The organism is Mycobacterium colombiense (assembly GCF_001665835.1).
Taxonomy (GTDB): Bacteria; Actinomycetota; Actinomycetes; order Mycobacteriales; family Mycobacteriaceae; genus Mycobacterium; species Mycobacterium colombiense_A.
Map to the genome: position 1 here is coordinate 59,140 of NZ_LZSX01000008.1, position 17,177 is coordinate 76,316.

The window sequence follows — 17,177 nt, forward strand, 5'->3', positions numbered from 1 at the left end:
CTCAGGGATCGGTGAAACCGGTGCGCAGGTGGTTGTTTCGCGCGGGCAGTGCAGAAGTGAGCGGCTGGGCACGCAGGTTTTCCCAAGTTGGACTGCATAAGGAGCGATCATGGCTCGATTCCCCAAACCGCCGGAGGGCAGCTGGACCGAGCATTACCCCGAATTGGGCACCGATCCGGTGTCGTACGAGGACTCCATCAGCCCCGAGGTCTACGAGCTGGAACGGGAGGCCATCTTCAAGCGGGCCTGGCTCAATGTCGGTCGCGTTGAACAGCTTCCGCGCAAGGGCAGCTACCTCACCCGGGAGCTGAAAGTCGTCAACACCTCAATCATCTTGGTGCGCACGACATCTGGCGATATCAAGGCCTACCACAACGTGTGCAGGCACCGCGGCAACAAGCTGGTCTGGAACGACATGCCGCAGGAAGAGACGCGTGGCGTGTGCCGGCAGTTCACCTGCAAATACCACGCCTGGCGCTACGACCTGGACGGCAACCTCACGTTCGTGCAGCAGGAGGAGGAGTTCTTCAACCTCGACAAGAGTCGCTACGGCCTGGTGCCGGTGCACTGCGACGTGTGGGAGGGCTTCATCTTCGTCAACTTCGCCAAGAAACCCGAACAGTCGCTGCGAGAGTTCTTGGGGCCCATGATCGCCGGGCTGGAGGGCTACCCCTTCGACAAGATGACGTCGCGCTGGTACTACCGCTCGGAGGTCAAGGCGAACTGGAAGCTCTACATGGACGCGTTCCAGGAGTTCTATCACGCGCCCGTGCTGCATGCGAACCAGTCGCCCACCGCGTACTCAAAGGCGGCCGCCGAGGCGGGTTTTGAAGCCCCGCACTACCGGCTGGACGGGCCGCACCGGTTAGTCAGCACCTCGGGGGTGCGGGCCTGGGAAATGGCCGACGAGATGCGCAAGCCGATGGAGGACATCTGCCAGAGCGGGCTGTTCGGGCCATGGGACAAGCCGGATCTGGGGCCGATGCCCGCCGGGCTCAACCCCGCGAAATGCGATCCGTGGGGCCTCGATTCGTTCCAGCTGTTCCCCAACTTCGTCATCCTGTTCTGGGGCCAGGGTTGGTATTTGACCTACCACTACTGGCCGACGTCCTACAACAGCCACCTTTTCGAAGGCACGCTTTACTTCCCGGCGCCGCGGACCCCGCGCGAGCGGGTGGCTCAGGAGCTGGCGGCGGTGTCGTTCAAGGAATACGGCTTGCAGGATGCCAACACGCTGGAGGCGACGCAGACGATGCTCGAATCCCAGGTGATCGACGAGTTCTTGCTCTGCGACCAGGAGGTCCTGATCCGTCATCTACACAAGGAGACCGCTGCCTGGATCGATGACTACCGCCGAATCTCCACGGCAGGAGTGTGAACACGATGCCGATGTTGCCCGCCGAGTTCGCCGACCTCGAACGGTTCTCGGACTGGTGTCTGCCCAGCGAACCCGAACGCTACGCCAAGCGGCTGGCCAGCTCGATGACGGAAATGAAGGCCTTTTACGACGCGGTCACCGCGCGGGCCGAAGAGGCTTTGACGTTCTGCGACAAGTTTTCTCTCGACGACTTGCCCGACGACGTCCAGAACCTGATGCACCTGCTCTATTCCATGATCATGGTGTCGTTCCCGGTGGAATGCTGGAAACAGCCCCGCGTCCCTGATTCGGGTGCGTCGACGCTGGACTGCGTGTCCGAGCCCGTTCCATGATCTCCGTGTTGCGGGCGGCCCGATGGGCCGACGTCGTGACCGGCCAGATCCACACGCCGGCGGAAGTGGTGATCGACGGTGAACGCATCACCGCAATCAATCCCCAAGAGCCGCTGCCGGATTCGGCGACCATCATCGATCTCGGCGATGTGACGCTGCTCCCGGGCCTGATGGACATGGAACTCAACCTGCTCATCGGCGGGCCCGGCGGCCCCGAGGGCCTACCGGCGCCCATGCATGGCGTGCAGGACGACCCCGCGTACCGCACGCTGCGCGGCGCGGTCAACGCGCGCACCACCCTGGACGCCGGGTTCACCACAGTGCGCAATCTCGGGCTGATGGTCAAGACCGGGGGATATCTGCTCGACGTGGCGCTGCAGCGCGCCATCGACCAGGGCTGGCACATCGGGCCGCGCGTCTATCCCGCCGGCCACGCCGTCACCCCGTACGGCGGACATCTGGACCCAACGGTGTTCCAGCGGTTGGCTCCCGGGATCATGCCGCTGTCGGTGGCCGAGGGCATCGCCAACGGCGTGCCCGACGTGATCGCCTGCGTGCGTTACCAGATCCGGCACGGCGCCAAGCTGATCAAGGTCTCCGCCTCGGGTGGCGTGATGTCACACAGCACCGCGCCCGGTGCGCAGCAGTACTCCGACGCCGAGTTTGCCGCGATCGCCGACGAAGCCCACCGGGCCGGCGTCCGGGTGGCGGCACACGCCGTGGGGGACAGTGCAATACAGGCGTGCATTCGCGCCGGGATCGACTGCATCGAACACGGCTTCCTGGCCAGCGACGAGACGATCCAGATGATGGTCGACCACGGCACGTTCCTGGTCTCGACCACTTATCTGACCGACGCCATGGCCATCGACCGCATCGCACCGGAGCTGCGCAAGAAAGCGCTCGAGGTGTTTCCCCGGGCAAAGTCGATGCTGCCCAAGGCGATCGACGCCGGCGTGCGCATCGCGTGCGGCACCGATGCGCCGGCCATCCCGCACGGTCAAAACGCCAAGGAACTCGGCGCGCTGGTGGAACGGGGCATGACTCCCGCGCAAGCGATCCGCGCGGCCACGGTGGTGGCCGCCGAGCTGATCGAGGCGGACGACGAGTTGGGCAGGCTGGCGCCCGGCTATCTGGCCGACATCATCGCCGTTCCCGGAGACCCTTTCGACGACATCGCCGCGACCCTCGACGTTCGCTTTGTCATGAAGAACGGGCAGATCTACAAAACCCCCGTGGCGTGATGGAGGCGGGCATGGAACTCACCGACAACATCCTGTGGCTGCTCAAGCAGGCCTTCTACTACTCGCTGACCACCATCAACGAGGCGATGCGCGAACACGGTGTGAGCACCGCCCAGATCGGCGTGCTGCGCCAACTGGCCAACGAACCAGGCTTGTCGGGCGCCGAATTGGCGCGGCGCCTATTGATCAGCCCGCAGGGCGTCCAGCTCGCGCTCACCGCGCTGGAACGCCGCGGCCTGGTGGAAAGGAAGCAAGACCCCCAGCACGCCCGCATCCTGCGGGCCTACCTCACCGGGGAGGGCCGCAAGGTGGCCGAAACGGTGGTCAACGACGCGATCGCCGCACACCAGGAGGTGTTCGGCGTGCTGAACGAGCAAGAGCAGCGGACCCTGCGGGAATTGCTGGGCCGCGTGGTCGAAAAGGGTACCGGCCATGAGCTGTTCAACGATCACGTCGACGGCTGACATCGGCACCTGTATCTAGTACTTGAGACCAATCGCAAGTAGTTGATACTCTGGCCGGGATGGGTGAGAAGCGCGTGACTGCGGACGTCGGTTCGGCGGCGGTGGCCGGCGCCGCTTCGGGCGGTGTCGATGTCGCTGCCCTGCCGGATGGCTTTGCGCCACTGCGGATCAAGCGCGTGATCCCCGAAACCCGCGACGCCGTGTCGATCGTCCTCGATGTCCCGCCGGGCAACGTGGAACAGTTCGGTTACCAAGCCGGACAGTTCCTGACGCTGCTGGTCAGTGTCGACGGCGGCGAGCACCGGCGGTGCTACTCGATGTCGTCCTCACCCGCTCTGGGCGAGGACCTGCAGATCACCGTCAAACGAGACCGCGACGGCCTGGTGTCGAATTGGCTCAACGACAGGGCCGCGCCCGGCGACCAGCTGCCCGCCTTGCCGCCCCAGGGCCGCTTCGTGCTACACGACAGCGATCGAGAGCTGATCGCCTTCGCCGGCGGAAGCGGTATCACGCCGGTCTTTTCGCTGCTGCGCACCGCGCTGGTGTCCGGCAAGCGCACCGCGCGGCTGTTCTACGCCAACCGAAGCCGCGACGCGGTGATCTTCGACGAGGCGTTGGCGTCGCTCAACGCGCGGCACGCCGATCGCTTCGTCCTGCACCACCACCTCGACGACAACAGTGGCTTCGTCACGTCGGCGGAAATCGAGGCGTTCGTCCGGGACGCCGGCGAGGCCGATGTTTACATCTGCGGGCCCAACGAATTCATGGAGACCGTGCGAACCGCTCTGTCCGTGTCGGGCGTGCCGGCCGATCGCCTGCACGTGGAGCACTTCGACGTGAACGACATCGCCGCGGCGGCGCCTCCGGCTACCCAAGTGGTGACCGATGAGGTCACCATCGTGCTGGACGGAGTCACGACCACGGCGTCCTACGATCCGGGCAACACGTTGCTGCAGACGGCCCGGATGGCCGGCCTGCGGGCCCCGTCCTCGTGTGAGATCGGTTCGTGCGGAACGTGTATGGCTCGCCTGACGCAGGGCAGTGCCCGGATGATCAACAACGACGCGCTGGAGCCGGATGAGGTGGAGGAGGGCTGGGTGTTGACGTGTCAGGCCCTGCCCACCAGTCCCGCGGTGCGGGTGGTCTACGAGTGAGCGAGAAGGCGGTCGATGGGAAAGCGGAGTCGATGACCAGGGTGGCGGTGGTGACCGGCGGCGCCTCCGGTATGGGCGAGGCGACCTGCCATGAATTGGGCCGGCGCGGACTCAAGGTCGCGGTCCTCGATGTCAATGAGCATGCCGCGCAACGTGTCACCGACGACCTGCGCGCCAACGGTGTGACCGCGCTCGGCGCGGGCGCCGACGTCACCGATCGGCCCGCCGTTGAGCAGGCCTTCGCGAAGGTGCGCAGCGAGCTGGGCCCGGTGACGGTCCTGGTGACCAGCGCCGGCATGTTCGACTTCTCGCCGTTCTCGGAGATCAGCGCCGAAACCTGGTCGCGGATCATCGACGTCAATCTCACCGGCACCTTTCACTGCTGTCAGGTCGCGTTGCCGGACATGGTGGAGGCGAATTGGGGGAGGATCGTGATGATCTCGTCGTCGAGCGCCCAGCGTGGCTCGCCGTTCGCCGCCCACTACGCGGCGTCCAAAGGTGGGGTCATCACCTTGACCAAATCGCTGGCCCGCGAATACGCGCCGCACGGGATCACGGTGAACAACATTCCGCCCTCGGGCATCGAGACGCCGATGCAGCACCAGGGCCAGGCCGCCGGGTACCTGCCGTCCAACGAGCAGATCGCCAGCAATATCCCGTTGGGCTACCTCGGCACCGGCGCCGACATCGCCGCGGCCGTCGGGTTTTTATGTTCGGAAGAAGCCAGGTACATCACCGGCCAGGTGTTGGGCGTCAACGGCGGATCGGTGATGTGATTGTGAGGATTCGATGACCAGAGCAGGCAGGCCCCCGGAGGGCTCCTGGACCGAGCACTATCCCGAATTGGGCACCGGTCCCGTGTCTTTCAAGGACTCGACATCGCTCGAGTTCTACGAACTCGAGCGAGAGGCGATCTTCAAACGAGCGTGGTTGAACGTCGCCCGCGTGGAGGAGTTGCCGCGCGTCGGCAGCTACCTGACCAAGGAGATCGAGGTCGTCGGCGTCTCGGTGATCCTGGTCAAGGGCAAGGACGAGCAGATCCGCGCGTTCTACAACGTGTGCCGTCATCGCGGAAACAAGCTGGTGTGGAATGACTTCCCCGGTGAGGAGACCCGCGGCACGTGCCGGCAGTTCACCTGCAAGTACCACGGCTGGCGCTACGACCTGCAGGGCGCGCTGAAATTCGTCCAGCAGGAGTCGGAGTTCTTCGACCTCGATCGCGCGCAGTACGGGTTGCGTCCGGTGCACTGCGACGTGTGGAACGGCTTCATCTTCATCAACCTCGACGCCGAACCGCGCCAGGGCCTGCGTGAGTTCCTCGGTCCGATGATCACCGGGCTCGACGACTATCCGTTCGGCAAGCTGACCGAACGCTACGAGTGGGTGGCCCACAACAACAGCAACTGGAAGATCTTCGCCGACGCCTTCCAGGAGTACTACCACGTGCCCTCGCTGCACTCACAGCAGGTGCCCTCCGAGGTGCGCGACCCCAACGCCGGATTCACTTGCGGGCATTTCCAACTCGACGGGCCGCACCGGTTGGTCTCCACGGCCGGGCGGCGCCGCTGGCTGCTGCCACCGGAATACATGTACCCGATCGAGCGGGCCACCCGCAGCGGGTTGGTGGGACCGTGGCGAACCCCCGACATCGGCGAACTGCCGGCCGGCCTCAATCCGGGAGGAATCGAGCCCTGGGGCATCAGCAATTTCCAGATCTTCCCCAACACCGAGATCCTGATCTATGGCGGCTGGTATCTGGTGTACCGGTACTGGCCCACCTCGCACAACACGCACCGGTTCGAGGCGTATACCTACTTCCATCCGGCGCGCAGCGTGCGGGAGCGCATCGAGCATGAAGTCGCCTCGGTGGTACTGAAAGAGTTTGCGCTGCAAGACGCCGGGATGCTCGGCGGGACACAGGCGGCGCTGGAATACGGCATCGTCGACGAGTTCCCACTCAACGACCAGGAGATCCTGGTGCGCCATCTGCACAAGGTCGCCGTGGACTGGGTCGAAGCCTATCGCCGCGAGCGGAATTCGGTGGGGGTGTGACGATGCCTCCCATGCTGCCCAGCGCATTCGCCGAGCTGGAGGACTACGCACAAACCTGGTGTTTGGCAACAGAAACCGAGCGCTGGAACGCCCGGGTGAACGCGTCGATGCCGGAGCTGCGCGACTTCTACGACGCGTTCTTTCCCCGCCTCGAAGAGGCGATCGACTACTGCGACAAGTTTCCCCTCGACAATGTGCCCGACGACGCACTGAACCTGCTGCACTTGATCTATTCGCTGATCATGGTCGCCATGGCGGTGGAGATCATGCACCAACCGGCCCCGGTCGACGCCGCCGACGCGGTCATGATCCGCACCGGCGGACCGGTGCCCTGACCGTCACGCCCACGAGGCCCGCACACCGTACATCCCTTTTCTCGAAAGGAGCGACCATGAGTCTGCTCACCATCACCAAACTCACCGACTCCGTCGGCGCCGAAGTCTCGGGCCTCGAGCCGGCCGCGCTGGCAAGCGACGACTCGGTCGGTGAGGCGGTGCTGGATGCGTTGGAAGACAACGGAGTTCTGGTCTTTCGCGGTCTGCAGCTCGACCCGGCGGCCCAGGTCGGCTTCTGCCGTCGACTCGGCGAGATCGACCACTCATCCGACGGCCACCATCCGGTGGCCGGCATCTACCCGATTACGCTGGACAAGTCGAAGAACGCCTCGGCCGCCTACCTGAAGGCCACCTTCGACTGGCACATCGACGGCTGCACACCGTTGGGCGACGAGTGCCCGCAGAAGGCCACCGTGTTGTCGGCGGTACAGGTCGCCGAATGGGGCGGCGAAACCGAATTCGCCAACTCCTACGCCGCCTACGACGCCCTGAGCGACGGGGAGAAGGAGCGGTTCGGCAGCCTGCGTGTGGTGCACTCGCTGGAAGCCTCCCAGCGCCGCGTCTACCCCGACCCGTCACCGGAACTGGTGCAGCGCTGGCGATCCCGCCGCACCCACGAGCATCCCCTGGTGTGGACACACCGTAGCGGCCGCAAGTCGCTGGTGCTGGGCGCCTCCGCGGACTACGTCGTCGGCATGGATCTCGACGAGGGACGCGCCCTGCTGGACAGCCTTCTGAAGCGCGCCACGGTGCCCGAGAAGGTCTACAGCCACAGCTGGTCGATCGGCGACACCGTCATCTGGGACAACCGCGGGGTTCTGCACCGCGCGGCCCCGTACGATCCGGATTCGCAACGCGAAATGCTGCGTACCACCGTGCTCGGCGACGAGCCGATCCAGTGATGACGCCTGCCGACCAGCATTCGCTGCGCCTGGCACCGCTGCCCGCCGACGAGTGGGACGAGAGCGCCCGAGCGGCGCTGGCGTCGCTGATCCCGGCCGATCGGGCGAATCCCGTTGGTGCGGGCAATGTTTTGTCGACCATGGTCCGCCATCCCGACCTGACCGCGGCCTACCTACCGTTCAACGCCTACCTGCTCATGCGATCGAGCCTGTCGCCCCGGGTGCGCGAAGTCGCGTTGCTGCGGGTGGTGCACCGCAGCAATTGCGGCTACCTGTGGTCGCACCACATTCCGATCGCGCTGCGTGCCGGCCTGACCGAATCCGAGATCGATGACATCCGCTCCGGCCGCTGCGCCGACCGGATCGATCAGGCCGTGATCCGGGCCGTCGATGATCTCACCGGTGACAGCACGATCAGCCAGGCGACCTGGGATTTACTGGGCGAGCTGTTCACGCAGCAGCAGTGCATGGATCTGACGTTCACCATCGGCGGCTACCTTCTGCTGGCGCTGGCCGTCAACACGTTCGGTATCCAGGAAGAGCACGAGTAGACCGCCGCCGCGTTGTCGGCGCCCGGTGCCGGGTCGTGGTGCGCTCTAGTCCTCGCGAGACAGGGCGGCGCGCGGGCACTCGGCGATGGCCTGCTCGACCAGCGCCTCCTGCTCGGCGGGGACCGGATCTGCGATGACCACCGCGTAGTCGTCATCGTCGAGCTGGAAAACGTTCGGCGCGATGTTCACGCAGTAGGCATTGCCTTCACACCGATCGAGGTTCACTACCGGCCGCATGAAGATCCTCCTTCAGGATCCCTCTGTCCGACACGCGGAGTTTTTACAGTACTACTTGTGTAAACGCTAGCCTAGCGCGGGTGGGCGGGAAATGACGGGTGGCGACTTCTCAGTGACCTCTCAGTGGCGCGGCCTTACGCTGAGATCCTGGGTCCGGGAGGTCGATGATGAAGATCGCATCCGTCATCGCGCGCCAACTGCTGGACTGTAAAGCCCGGCCGCTGCTCGAGGTCGAAATTGCCACCGACAGCGGCGTTGTCGGCCGCGGCGCGTCGCCGACCGGCAGCTCGGTGGGTTCACACGAGGCCTTCGTGCTGCGGGACGGCGATCGAACCCACTACAACGGGCTGAGCGTGCACGACGCCATCACCGCGGTGACCGACGAAATCGCCCCTGCCCTCATCGGCGCGGAGCTCGACGATCCGCGGTCACTGGACCGGGTCATGATCGATCTCGACGGCACGCCCGACAAGCGCCGGCTCGGCGGCAACGCGATCTACTCCACGTCGATCGCGCTGCTGCGGGCGGCCGCCGCCGCGGCCGGCACACCCACCTACACCTATGTCGGTGCACTACTCGGGCTCGAGCCACCGACCACCGTCCCGGTGCCCAGCTTCAACATGATCAACGGGGGTCACTACGGCGATGTCTGCCAGACATTCAGTGAGTTCCTCGTGGTGCCCTATCGCGCGGACTCGATCGAATCCGCGGTCGAAAAGGGGGTGACCTTGTTCGAGACACTCGGCGAGGTCCTCACCGAGCGGCTCGGCCGCGCACCGATGCTGGCGTCGTCGTATGGATACGTCGCGCCGTCCAGCGACCCGCACGTCGTCCTGGAGGTGCTGACCGAGGCCGTCGAGCGCGCCGGCTGCGCCGACATCATGGCGTTCGCTCTGGACTGCGCGTCCAGTGAGGTGTACGACAGCGACTCTGCGACATATGCATTCAACGGCGAACGGGTGACGGCGGAGGTGCTGATCGACTATGCCCGGGGGCTGTCGCAGGAATTCCCGATGCTGTTCATCGAGGACCTGCTGGACGGGGATGACTGGCCCGGGTTCGCCAAAGCGGTGCAGGCGGTGAACCGTTCGATCATTGTCGGAGACGACCTGATCGTCACCAACCCCGCGCGCTTGCGGCGCGCCGTCGAGACGTCCGCCGTGGACGGCTTCATCCTGAAGCCCAACCAGGTCGGAACCATCGCCGAAGCTCTGGACTGCTTCGAATATGCCACGCGGAACAACGTTTTGGCGATTCCCTCGGGTCGCTCGGGCGGCGTCATCGACGACGTGGTGATGGACCTGGCGGTTGGCCTGGGCGCACCGTTTCAGAAGAACGGCGCACCGCGGTCCGGCGAGCGCATCGCGAAGCTCAACTTTCTGCTGCGCGCGGCCGAAGGCATCCCGGACTGTGCGCTGGCCGACGTCCCGGGACTGGCGCGGTTCTGAGTGCGTTCAGCGCGCGGCGAACAACGCGAGCTCGGCCGCCACGGCGGCCCCGCACACCGCAAGCACGATCGAAAGTACCAGCCAGTCAGCCGGTTTCGGTCGCGACGGGGCGGCCGAGATCTGGCCGGTGCCGCCGCGGGCGGTGATGGCATCGCCCATCTCGTCGGCGCGGCGCAGTGTCACCGTGATCACCGCGACGACCACGTCGATCACGTCTGCCGCCGGGCGTCGCAGCCTGGCCCAGCGGGTTTGCGGCGGCCGCTTGGGCCGCAACCGGCGCGCGGCGAAGAGCACCCGGAATTCGTCGATGAGCATCGGAAAGGTCCGCAGCGCGAGCGCCAATGCGACCGCCCAGTCGTCGACGGGGATCCGCAGCGGCCGCAGGAAGCGGCCCAAAGTGGCGACAGCCGGGGCGACCTGAGCGACATGGGTCGTCCACGACACCAGTGCGCCCAGGGCGAGCAACACCACCGACAGTGCGGTGAGGCGCAGAAAGTCCAGTAGGCCGCCGAAGCCCAGCGACACCGTGCCCAGGTGGACCCTCGGGCTCCCGCCGGCGAACGCCGCGTTGATGCCGACGATCACCAGCACGATCCACAGCCAGCGCGGCACCGACGGCAGCACGCCCCGGGGGATGCGTGCGAGCCGTATTCCCGTCACCGCCAGCACGCCGGTGAGCCCGATCGCCACCCAGCCTGGGAAAAACGTCAGCAGCAGCGAAATACCAAACACCACAAGCAGTTTGGTACCGGCCCACAACTCGTGTATGGGCGAGCTGCCCGGCACCGGCCGCAGCAGTACGACGGGGCGCCGGCGACCGGACGGCCGCTTGGCCGGAGCGGCGGTAGCCACCGTATTGTCCTGGACCGCGGCCGGTGCCGGCTGCAGTGAACCGTCGTGCAGGTGCAGGGTGCGCGGACACAGCTCCTGAAGCCCGGCGAAGTCATGCGAAATGACCACCACTGTCAGGCCGGTGTCGCGACGCCGCTCGATGAGCAACTGGACGAGACCGCGCTGACTGGCGGCATCCAGCCCCGCCAGCGGCTCGTCGAGGATCAACACCCGTGGCGATCGTGCCAGCAGCCCGGCCAGCACCACGCGACGCATCTGGCCACCGCTGAGCTGGTCGATGCGCCTCCGCGCCAGCCCGGCATCCAGGCCGACGGCGGCAAGCGCCGCGGTCACCCGGGCGTGATCGGTGGGTGAAAACCCGGCCGCCGAAGCCACTTCCAGATCGACCCGGCTGCGCATCAACTGCAGCCGCGCCGCCTGGAACTGCAGCGCGACAGCGCCCACCTGGTCGGCGGTCGGCCGTCCGTCCAGCAGGCAGGTACCGGTGGCCGGCGCGGTCAATCCGGCCATGATCCACGCCAATGTCGACTTGCCGGAACCATTTCCGCCGTGGATCAGCAGCCCGTCACCCTGGTGCACCGCGAAGCTGACATCGCGCAGCGCGGTCTGAGCCCACGGCGTGCCCCCGGCGTATTCGTGTCCGACGTGGACGAGTTCGAGCACCGGCGCGCCGGAGGCGAGATCGGTCGTCACCGTCGGCGCCGGGGCGGTCGCGCTCTGCACCAGCTCGGTATAGACCGACGAGTCGCCGAGTTTGATTGCGCGGTGGGCGTATTCGGCCTCGTCGTTGTAATGGGTGATGTGCACCAGCGCGGTTTGGTGGCGTTCAGTCAGGCCGGACAGCACGGCGAGCAGTTTCTCCCGGCCCTGCCGATCGACCATGCTGGTGACCTCGTCGGCGATCAGCAGCGCCGGCTCGCGCGCCAGCGCCGCGGCCACGGCCAGGCGCTGCAGCTCTCCGCCGGACAGACTGCCGGTGTCGCGGTCGGCCAGTGCGGCCAAGCCGACCTCGCCGAGCAGCCGGGAGATGTCGGTGGTCTTGCCGGGCGGCAGTCCCCAGACCACGTCGTCGGCGACCCGAGTGCCCAGCACCTGGCTCTCGGGGTGTTGCATGATGACCGCGGTGCCGCCGAGTTCGCCGAGTCCGACCGCCCCGGGACGGACGACGGTGCCCGACGTCGGTTCGCGCCCGGCCAGGATCAACATCAGCGTCGTCTTCCCGGAGCCGTTGGCGCCGGTGACCGCGATGTGCTCACCCATTCGCACGTCCATGTCGACCGCATGCAGCGCGTCGTGGTCGGCGTGCGGGTAGCGCAGGCGCACCTGGTCCAGCCGTACCGGGACGGGCCGGATCGGTCCGTCGCCGGCGGGCGCGTCCAGCTTGTGCACGTCGGGAATGCCGCGTAGTCGCTCCAGCACCCGTGACAACGCCCACCAGCCGACCAGCGAGGCGCCCACGATCGCGAAGACGGCGTACCCGAGGACCAGCCACTGCCAGTAATGCAGCGCCTCGGCGAAGAACGCCTTGAACTGTTGCGCGGCCGGACGCAGCTGCGGCACCCGCGACACGATCGTCGAGGCGCCGTCCACGGTGGCGCTGGCGGCCTGGAAGGCGAGTTGCCGGAACCGGGTCAGGACGGTCAGCGCGACGACCATCCCGGCGCCGACGACGACGCCCGCGCCGACCGACACCACGATGACGGTGGGCGTGCCGCGGCGGTGCCGCTTGACGGTTCCGGCCAGGCCCCCGACATAGGCACAGAGCCCGATCGCCCCCAGACCGCTCAGGCCGACGACCAGGAAACCGATCACACCGCCGGCGACCGTCGCGGTGATCAGAACGCGGATCCGGTAGCGATAGGCCAGCAGCCCGGTCGGCACGCTGCCGAGCAGGCCGAGCCCCCCGCCGTGCGGAAGGACGACCGCGATGATGGCGATCGCCGCGCACAGGGCGCCCATCACCGATGCTTGCGCCAGTTCGCCGGGTCGTAGCGATCCGGCACGCGCTTTCGGCGGTGCAGCGCCGGATGCCTTCACGACACGATTATGCCCGTCGTCGGCGGTGCGCCCGGTGGCTCTCTTATCAGATCTTCAGGTAGCCCTTGTCGGCGGGAATTTGCGCGGCCGTCACCAATGAGGACGCGTCGCTGGCAAGCCACAAGACGATGTCGGAGACCAAGTTCGGGTCGGCGAGCGAGTCGGTGGGTAATGCGCCGGGGGAGAAGCTGTGAATGTAGGTCTGGTTGTCGGCGAACAGCTGCCACATCGAGGGGTCGTTACCCATCGGGGTGTCGGTGCCGTACGGGTGTACCGAGTTCACCCGGATGCCGTATCCGCCGAGTTCGACCGCCAGCGAGTTCGTCAGCCCGACCACACCGAACTTGCTGGCGCAGTAATGACCGCAACCCGGTACGGCCTTCACGCCCGCGGCCGAGCTGATGGTGATGATCGAGCCACCGTTACCCGCCTGAATCATCGCGGGCACAGTGGCTTTGATGGTGTTCCAGACGCCGGTCAGGTTGGTGTCGAGGACGTCCTGCCATTGTTGAGCCGAAATCTCCCAGAGGCGGCCCCAATTCAGCACGCCGGCGTTGGCGACGACGATGTCGAGGCGGCCGAACTGGGTGATCGCCTCGTCGACGATCCGCTGTTGGCCGGCGGCGTCGCGGACGTCGACCTGCGCGGCCAGCATCTTGCCGCCTTCGCTTTCCACCAGGCTCGTCGTTTCGGCCAGGTCCTCCGGCGTCGATGCCGGGTAGCCGTTGTTCGCCGCCACCGGGCCGCAGGCGTCGATGGCGGCGACGTCGGCCCCGGCCCGGGCCAGCCGCACGCAATGCGAACGGCCCTGTCCGCGTGCGGCGCCGGTGACGAATGCGACCCGGCCGGTAAGGGGTTTGTCGTTGTCGCTCATGCGATCTGGGCCTTTCATTAATGCTGTGGCAGCGGACGGGTACGCACCAGCGTCGGCCACCAGAACCATGGCCCGAGGATCCGCAGGATGCACGGCACGACGAACGAACGCACGATCAGCGTGTCGAGCAGTAGGCCGATGCACACGGTGGAACCCACCTGACCGACGGTGCGCAGATCGCTGGTCAGCATTGCCAGCATGGTGAACGCGAACACCAAACCCGCCGATGTCACCACGCCGCCGGTGCTACCCAGCGCGCGGATCAGGCCGGTGTGGATTCCGGCGTGCAGTTCCTCTTTGACCCGAAGGATCAACAGCAGGTTGTAGTCCGAACCCACGGCGACCAGGATGATGAACGTCAGCGGCAATACCAACCAGTGCAACTGCAGGCCGATGAGGTGTTGCCAGACGAGGATGGAAAGCCCGAACGCCCCGGCGTAGGAGAACGCCACCGTGCCGGGAATGACGACGGCGGCCATCAGACTTCTGGTGAGGAACAACATGATCAAGAAGATCAGCACGAAGGCGGCGATCGCCACGATAAGCAGATCGGATGCCGCGTATTGCTTAATGTCCTTGTTGGTCGATCCCGAACCGCCGATATAAACCTTCGAGCCGGCCAGCGAGGTCTCTTTGAGCGCCACGGTGATGGCTGTGGGGAACTGTTCTACGTGCTGCACGCCTTCCGGGCCGTTGGCGTCTCCCTCATGGGTGATGATGAGCCGGGCCGCCTTGCCATCGGGCGACATCAGCAGCTGCATACCAGTTTTGACGTCGTCGTTGTCGAAACCCTCGTGCGGGATGTAAAAGAAGTCATCGCTGCGGGATTGATCGAAGTCGAGGCCCACATTGATCTGGTCGTCGAATGTCTGGTCGGTCTGGGTGGACTGCAGAGAAGATTGGCCGTAGGTGCTGACCAAAAGAGAGGCCAAAGCGTCCGAGTCGTCGGCCGTGAGTTTGAGCTGTGTGATGATTTGCGGCAAGGTCTTGTCGATGACCTCGAGAGAGGTTACGGCGTCCTTGATGTCGTCGGCCATCTTGTCGAGGCCGTCGATCGATTCGAACAGCGACCTGAATGCGTAGCAGATGGGAATGTCGAAACAGTGCTTCTCCCAATAGAAATAGCTGCGCATCGGCCGAAAGAAGTCTTCGAGGTTGGCAAGGTTTGACCTCAACTCGTCCGTGACCTTCTGCATGTCCTCCATGGTGAGGACCGTCTTGTGCATCTCGTCCGACATCGTTTGGAAGAACCCGATCTCTTTGCGCAAGACCGCGACCGTGTGCTGCGTAATCTGTGCCTGCTCGTTCGTATTGGCGTTCTGCTGCTTGGTGAACGGGAGCTGTTGACCGCTCCCGCTGCCCTGTGTGGTGAACAAGTAGGGAATTGTGGCGTGTTCCAAGGCTCGGCCCATGGGCCTGGTGATGCTTTGCACCATCGCGACGCCGGGAAGGCGTTCGAGAGCCTTGGCCGCGCGGTCCAATGAGATGAAGTCCGCCGAGTTTCGCAGGTCGTGATCCGACTCGATCATCAGCATCTCGGAGAACAGCTTGCTCTTCGGGAAATGCCGGTCGGCTGCCTGGAAACCCAGGTTGGCGGGGGAATTGTGCGGCTGGTACTGGCGGTCGTCGTAGTTCTGCCGGTAGGTCGGCACGAAGATCGCCCCGAGCAGAACGGCAGCGGCGCTGGCGAAGAGGATCGGCACCGGCCACCGCACCACGCTCGTTCCAAACCGCCGATACAGGTGAGCCTTGGCCTTGCTTCTCGGGTCGAAGAGCCCAAATAGGCTGCCCACGGTCAAGAAGGCCGGGCCCAGTGTCAGCGCCGCCGCGATGGTGAACAGCATGCTGATCGCGACGGCAGGCCCCATGGTGTGGAAGTAGTTGAGGCGCGCGAAAGTCAAGCAGTAGCACGCCCCCGCGATCGTCAGCCCCGAGCCGAGGATGACGGGTGTGACGCTCTTGTACGCGGTGTAGAACGCCTGCTCCCTGCTTTCGCCGTCGTGTCGCGCCTCGTGATAGCGGCCCATCAAGAAGATGCCGTAGTCCGTCCCCGCTCCCAGCGTCAGCGCGACGACGATGTTCACGGCGAATGATGAGAGCTCGATGTACCCGAGATGCCCGAGGGTGGCGATAACCCCCTTCGCGACCAGCATCTCGAACAGAACTCCGGCCAGTGGCACAAACAGGGTGACGATCGAGCGGTAGACCAGCAGCAACATCGCGATGATGAGGAAGATCGTCACGATCGTGATGTTGTTCAAGCTCGAATTCGCAATAGCGACAGTGTCTTTGGCGAGCGGGGCCGCGCCGCTGACATAGACGTTGAGCCCGGGCGGCGGCGCGACCTTGGCGACGATATCCCGAACGGCAGCAACGGACTCGTTGGCTTGCATTTGGCCGATATCGCCCGCGAGGCGCAGCAGCACGTACGCGCACTTGCCGTCGAGGCTCTGCGCCCCTGCTGCGGTGATCGGCTTCCCCCACAGATCCATGGCGTACTGCACATGCTTGGGGTCTTGCCTGAACCGGCGCATCAGATCGTCGTAGTACCGATGATCCGCGTCGCCCAGCGGCCGGTTGGCTTCGAGCACGATCATGGCCAAGCTGGTCGAATTGGACTCGTGGAACTTCGCGCCGATGGACAGCAACGCCCGCTGCGACGGCGCGTAGTGCGGGACCAGCGGCCCTGCGAGCTCTTCGGCGACCCTTTCGACCTGCGGCATGAAGGTGTTCGTCGACACCGCGAGCAGGCCCCAAAAGGCGATGATCGGTATCGCGAAGATGCGGACCATTCTGGGGAAGAAGGGTCGCTTCGCCCGCGGCTCCGCCTGGTGCTCGCTCATGCCGATTTCACCAGGCAAAAGACGTGTGCGTCCTGATGGGCATCGGATTGCTCAGCGCGGACAATGCCATTCACCCGCAGCCGGCAGCCGACCTGACCACCATGAACCTGTGCCGAGATGCTGCCGGACACCACGGTCAGTGTGGTCGCCTCCGTATGCGACCACGGCAAGGTCGTGAGATCGACCTGATGTGGATGCCCGTTGATGTCCACCCAGACGAGCATCCCGCCCTCACCGAGGTTGCCGAACAACTCATACGTGAGCCGTTTGATACTGAACTCCGGAGGTGCTGCCGGCTCATTGACGGTGATGACCGGCGGGGGGTTGGAGAACTCGTGCACCTTCACCATGGCCACCGCGCCCACGCCGACCACAACGACGGCGACCAAAGGCATCCAGATGCGCGCCAAGACAGTCCTGCCGACTGAGCGAGGGCTCACTGGCTCGCCTTTCGGAGTCCGGTCCCAGACATCG

The 17,177-nt window shown here is 65.5% G+C and carries 16 protein-coding genes; 11 read left to right on the top strand and 5 right to left on the bottom strand.

The window, feature by feature from the left end; all coding sequences use genetic code 11:
* Positions 1-109: 109 nt before the first annotated feature.
* From A5760_RS01560 to A5760_RS01605, 10 genes are read left to right on the top strand one after another with little or no spacing between them, the layout of a single operon-like run.
* The gene (locus tag A5760_RS01560) at positions 110-1,378 is read left to right on the top strand and encodes an aromatic ring-hydroxylating oxygenase subunit alpha (protein WP_064877332.1); all 1,269 of its coding nucleotides are present in this window, start codon (positions 110-112) and stop codon (positions 1,376-1,378) included.
* Positions 1,375-1,710 carry a hypothetical protein gene (locus tag A5760_RS01565; protein ID WP_196771941.1) on the top strand — a complete coding sequence of 112 codons (336 nt, stop codon included), beginning with the start codon at positions 1,375-1,377 and terminating at the stop codon, positions 1,708-1,710. Before A5760_RS01560 ends, A5760_RS01565 begins: the two co-directional genes overlap by 4 nt.
* Entirely contained in the window at positions 1,707-2,954 is a 1,248-nt protein-coding gene (locus A5760_RS01570; protein ID WP_064877333.1) for a metal-dependent hydrolase family protein, read from the top strand. Before A5760_RS01565 ends, A5760_RS01570 begins: the two co-directional genes overlap by 4 nt.
* Before the next feature lie 11 nt (positions 2,955-2,965).
* Positions 2,966-3,418 carry a MarR family winged helix-turn-helix transcriptional regulator gene (locus A5760_RS01575; RefSeq protein ID WP_064877459.1) on the top strand — a complete coding sequence of 151 codons (453 nt, stop codon included), beginning with the start codon at positions 2,966-2,968 and terminating at the stop codon, positions 3,416-3,418.
* 59 nt (positions 3,419-3,477) lie between these two features.
* Positions 3,478-4,572 (top strand): ferredoxin--NADP reductase, encoded by a 1,095-nt coding sequence (locus A5760_RS01580; protein WP_082279290.1) that lies wholly within the window; start codon positions 3,478-3,480, stop codon positions 4,570-4,572.
* A 32-nt stretch (positions 4,573-4,604) separates the two neighbouring features.
* A complete protein-coding gene (locus A5760_RS01585) occupies positions 4,605-5,348 on the top strand; it encodes an SDR family NAD(P)-dependent oxidoreductase (RefSeq protein ID WP_064877334.1) in 744 nt (247 codons plus the stop codon).
* Positions 5,349-5,361: 13 nt separating this feature from the next.
* Complete coding sequence (locus tag A5760_RS01590; protein WP_064877335.1) at positions 5,362-6,624, top strand: aromatic ring-hydroxylating oxygenase subunit alpha; 1,263 nt, start codon at positions 5,362-5,364, stop codon at positions 6,622-6,624.
* Complete coding sequence (locus tag A5760_RS01595) at positions 6,621-6,959, top strand: hypothetical protein (RefSeq protein ID WP_064877336.1); 339 nt, start codon at positions 6,621-6,623, stop codon at positions 6,957-6,959. The genes A5760_RS01590 and A5760_RS01595 overlap by 4 nt, the downstream gene beginning before the upstream one ends.
* Positions 6,960-7,015: 56 nt before the next feature.
* The gene (locus tag A5760_RS01600; RefSeq protein ID WP_064877337.1) at positions 7,016-7,861 is read left to right on the top strand and encodes a TauD/TfdA dioxygenase family protein; all 846 of its coding nucleotides are present in this window, start codon (positions 7,016-7,018) and stop codon (positions 7,859-7,861) included.
* Positions 7,861-8,412: a carboxymuconolactone decarboxylase family protein gene (locus A5760_RS01605; RefSeq protein ID WP_064877338.1), complete on the top strand. Its 552-nt coding sequence runs from the start codon at positions 7,861-7,863 to the stop codon at positions 8,410-8,412. Before A5760_RS01600 ends, A5760_RS01605 begins: the two co-directional genes overlap by 1 nt.
* Positions 8,413-8,457: 45 nt before the next feature.
* Here the strand turns inward: A5760_RS01605 and A5760_RS01610 are convergent, their stop codons facing one another.
* Positions 8,458-8,649, bottom strand: coding sequence for a ferredoxin (locus A5760_RS01610; protein WP_064877339.1), 192 nt, complete (start codon positions 8,647-8,649; stop codon positions 8,458-8,460).
* 164 nt (positions 8,650-8,813) lie between these two features.
* Between A5760_RS01610 and eno the strand changes: the two genes are divergently transcribed.
* On the top strand, positions 8,814-10,097 hold the full coding sequence (gene eno, locus A5760_RS01615; protein ID WP_064877340.1) for a phosphopyruvate hydratase: 1,284 nt from the start codon (positions 8,814-8,816) through the stop codon (positions 10,095-10,097).
* A gap of 6 nt (positions 10,098-10,103) precedes the next feature.
* On the opposite strand, the gene A5760_RS27635 is transcribed toward eno, so the two are convergent.
* Genes A5760_RS27635 through A5760_RS01635 form a run of 4 tightly spaced genes read right to left on the bottom strand, consistent with a single transcriptional unit; the run spans position 10,104 to position 17,098 of the window.
* Complete coding sequence (locus tag A5760_RS27635) at positions 10,104-12,986, bottom strand: ATP-binding cassette domain-containing protein (protein WP_064877341.1); 2,883 nt, start codon at positions 12,984-12,986, stop codon at positions 10,104-10,106.
* Between the two features lie 46 nt (positions 12,987-13,032).
* Positions 13,033-13,860 (bottom strand): mycofactocin-coupled SDR family oxidoreductase, encoded by an 828-nt coding sequence (locus A5760_RS01625; protein ID WP_064877342.1) that lies wholly within the window; start codon positions 13,858-13,860, stop codon positions 13,033-13,035.
* 17 nt (positions 13,861-13,877) lie between these two features.
* Positions 13,878-16,703, bottom strand: a complete 2,826-nt coding sequence (locus A5760_RS01630) for an RND family transporter (RefSeq protein WP_064877343.1) — start codon at positions 16,701-16,703, stop codon at positions 13,878-13,880.
* Positions 16,700-17,098 (bottom strand): MmpS family transport accessory protein, encoded by a 399-nt coding sequence (locus tag A5760_RS01635; RefSeq protein ID WP_064877344.1) that lies wholly within the window; start codon positions 17,096-17,098, stop codon positions 16,700-16,702. The genes A5760_RS01630 and A5760_RS01635 overlap by 4 nt, the downstream gene beginning before the upstream one ends.
* Positions 17,099-17,177 lie beyond the last annotated feature (79 nt).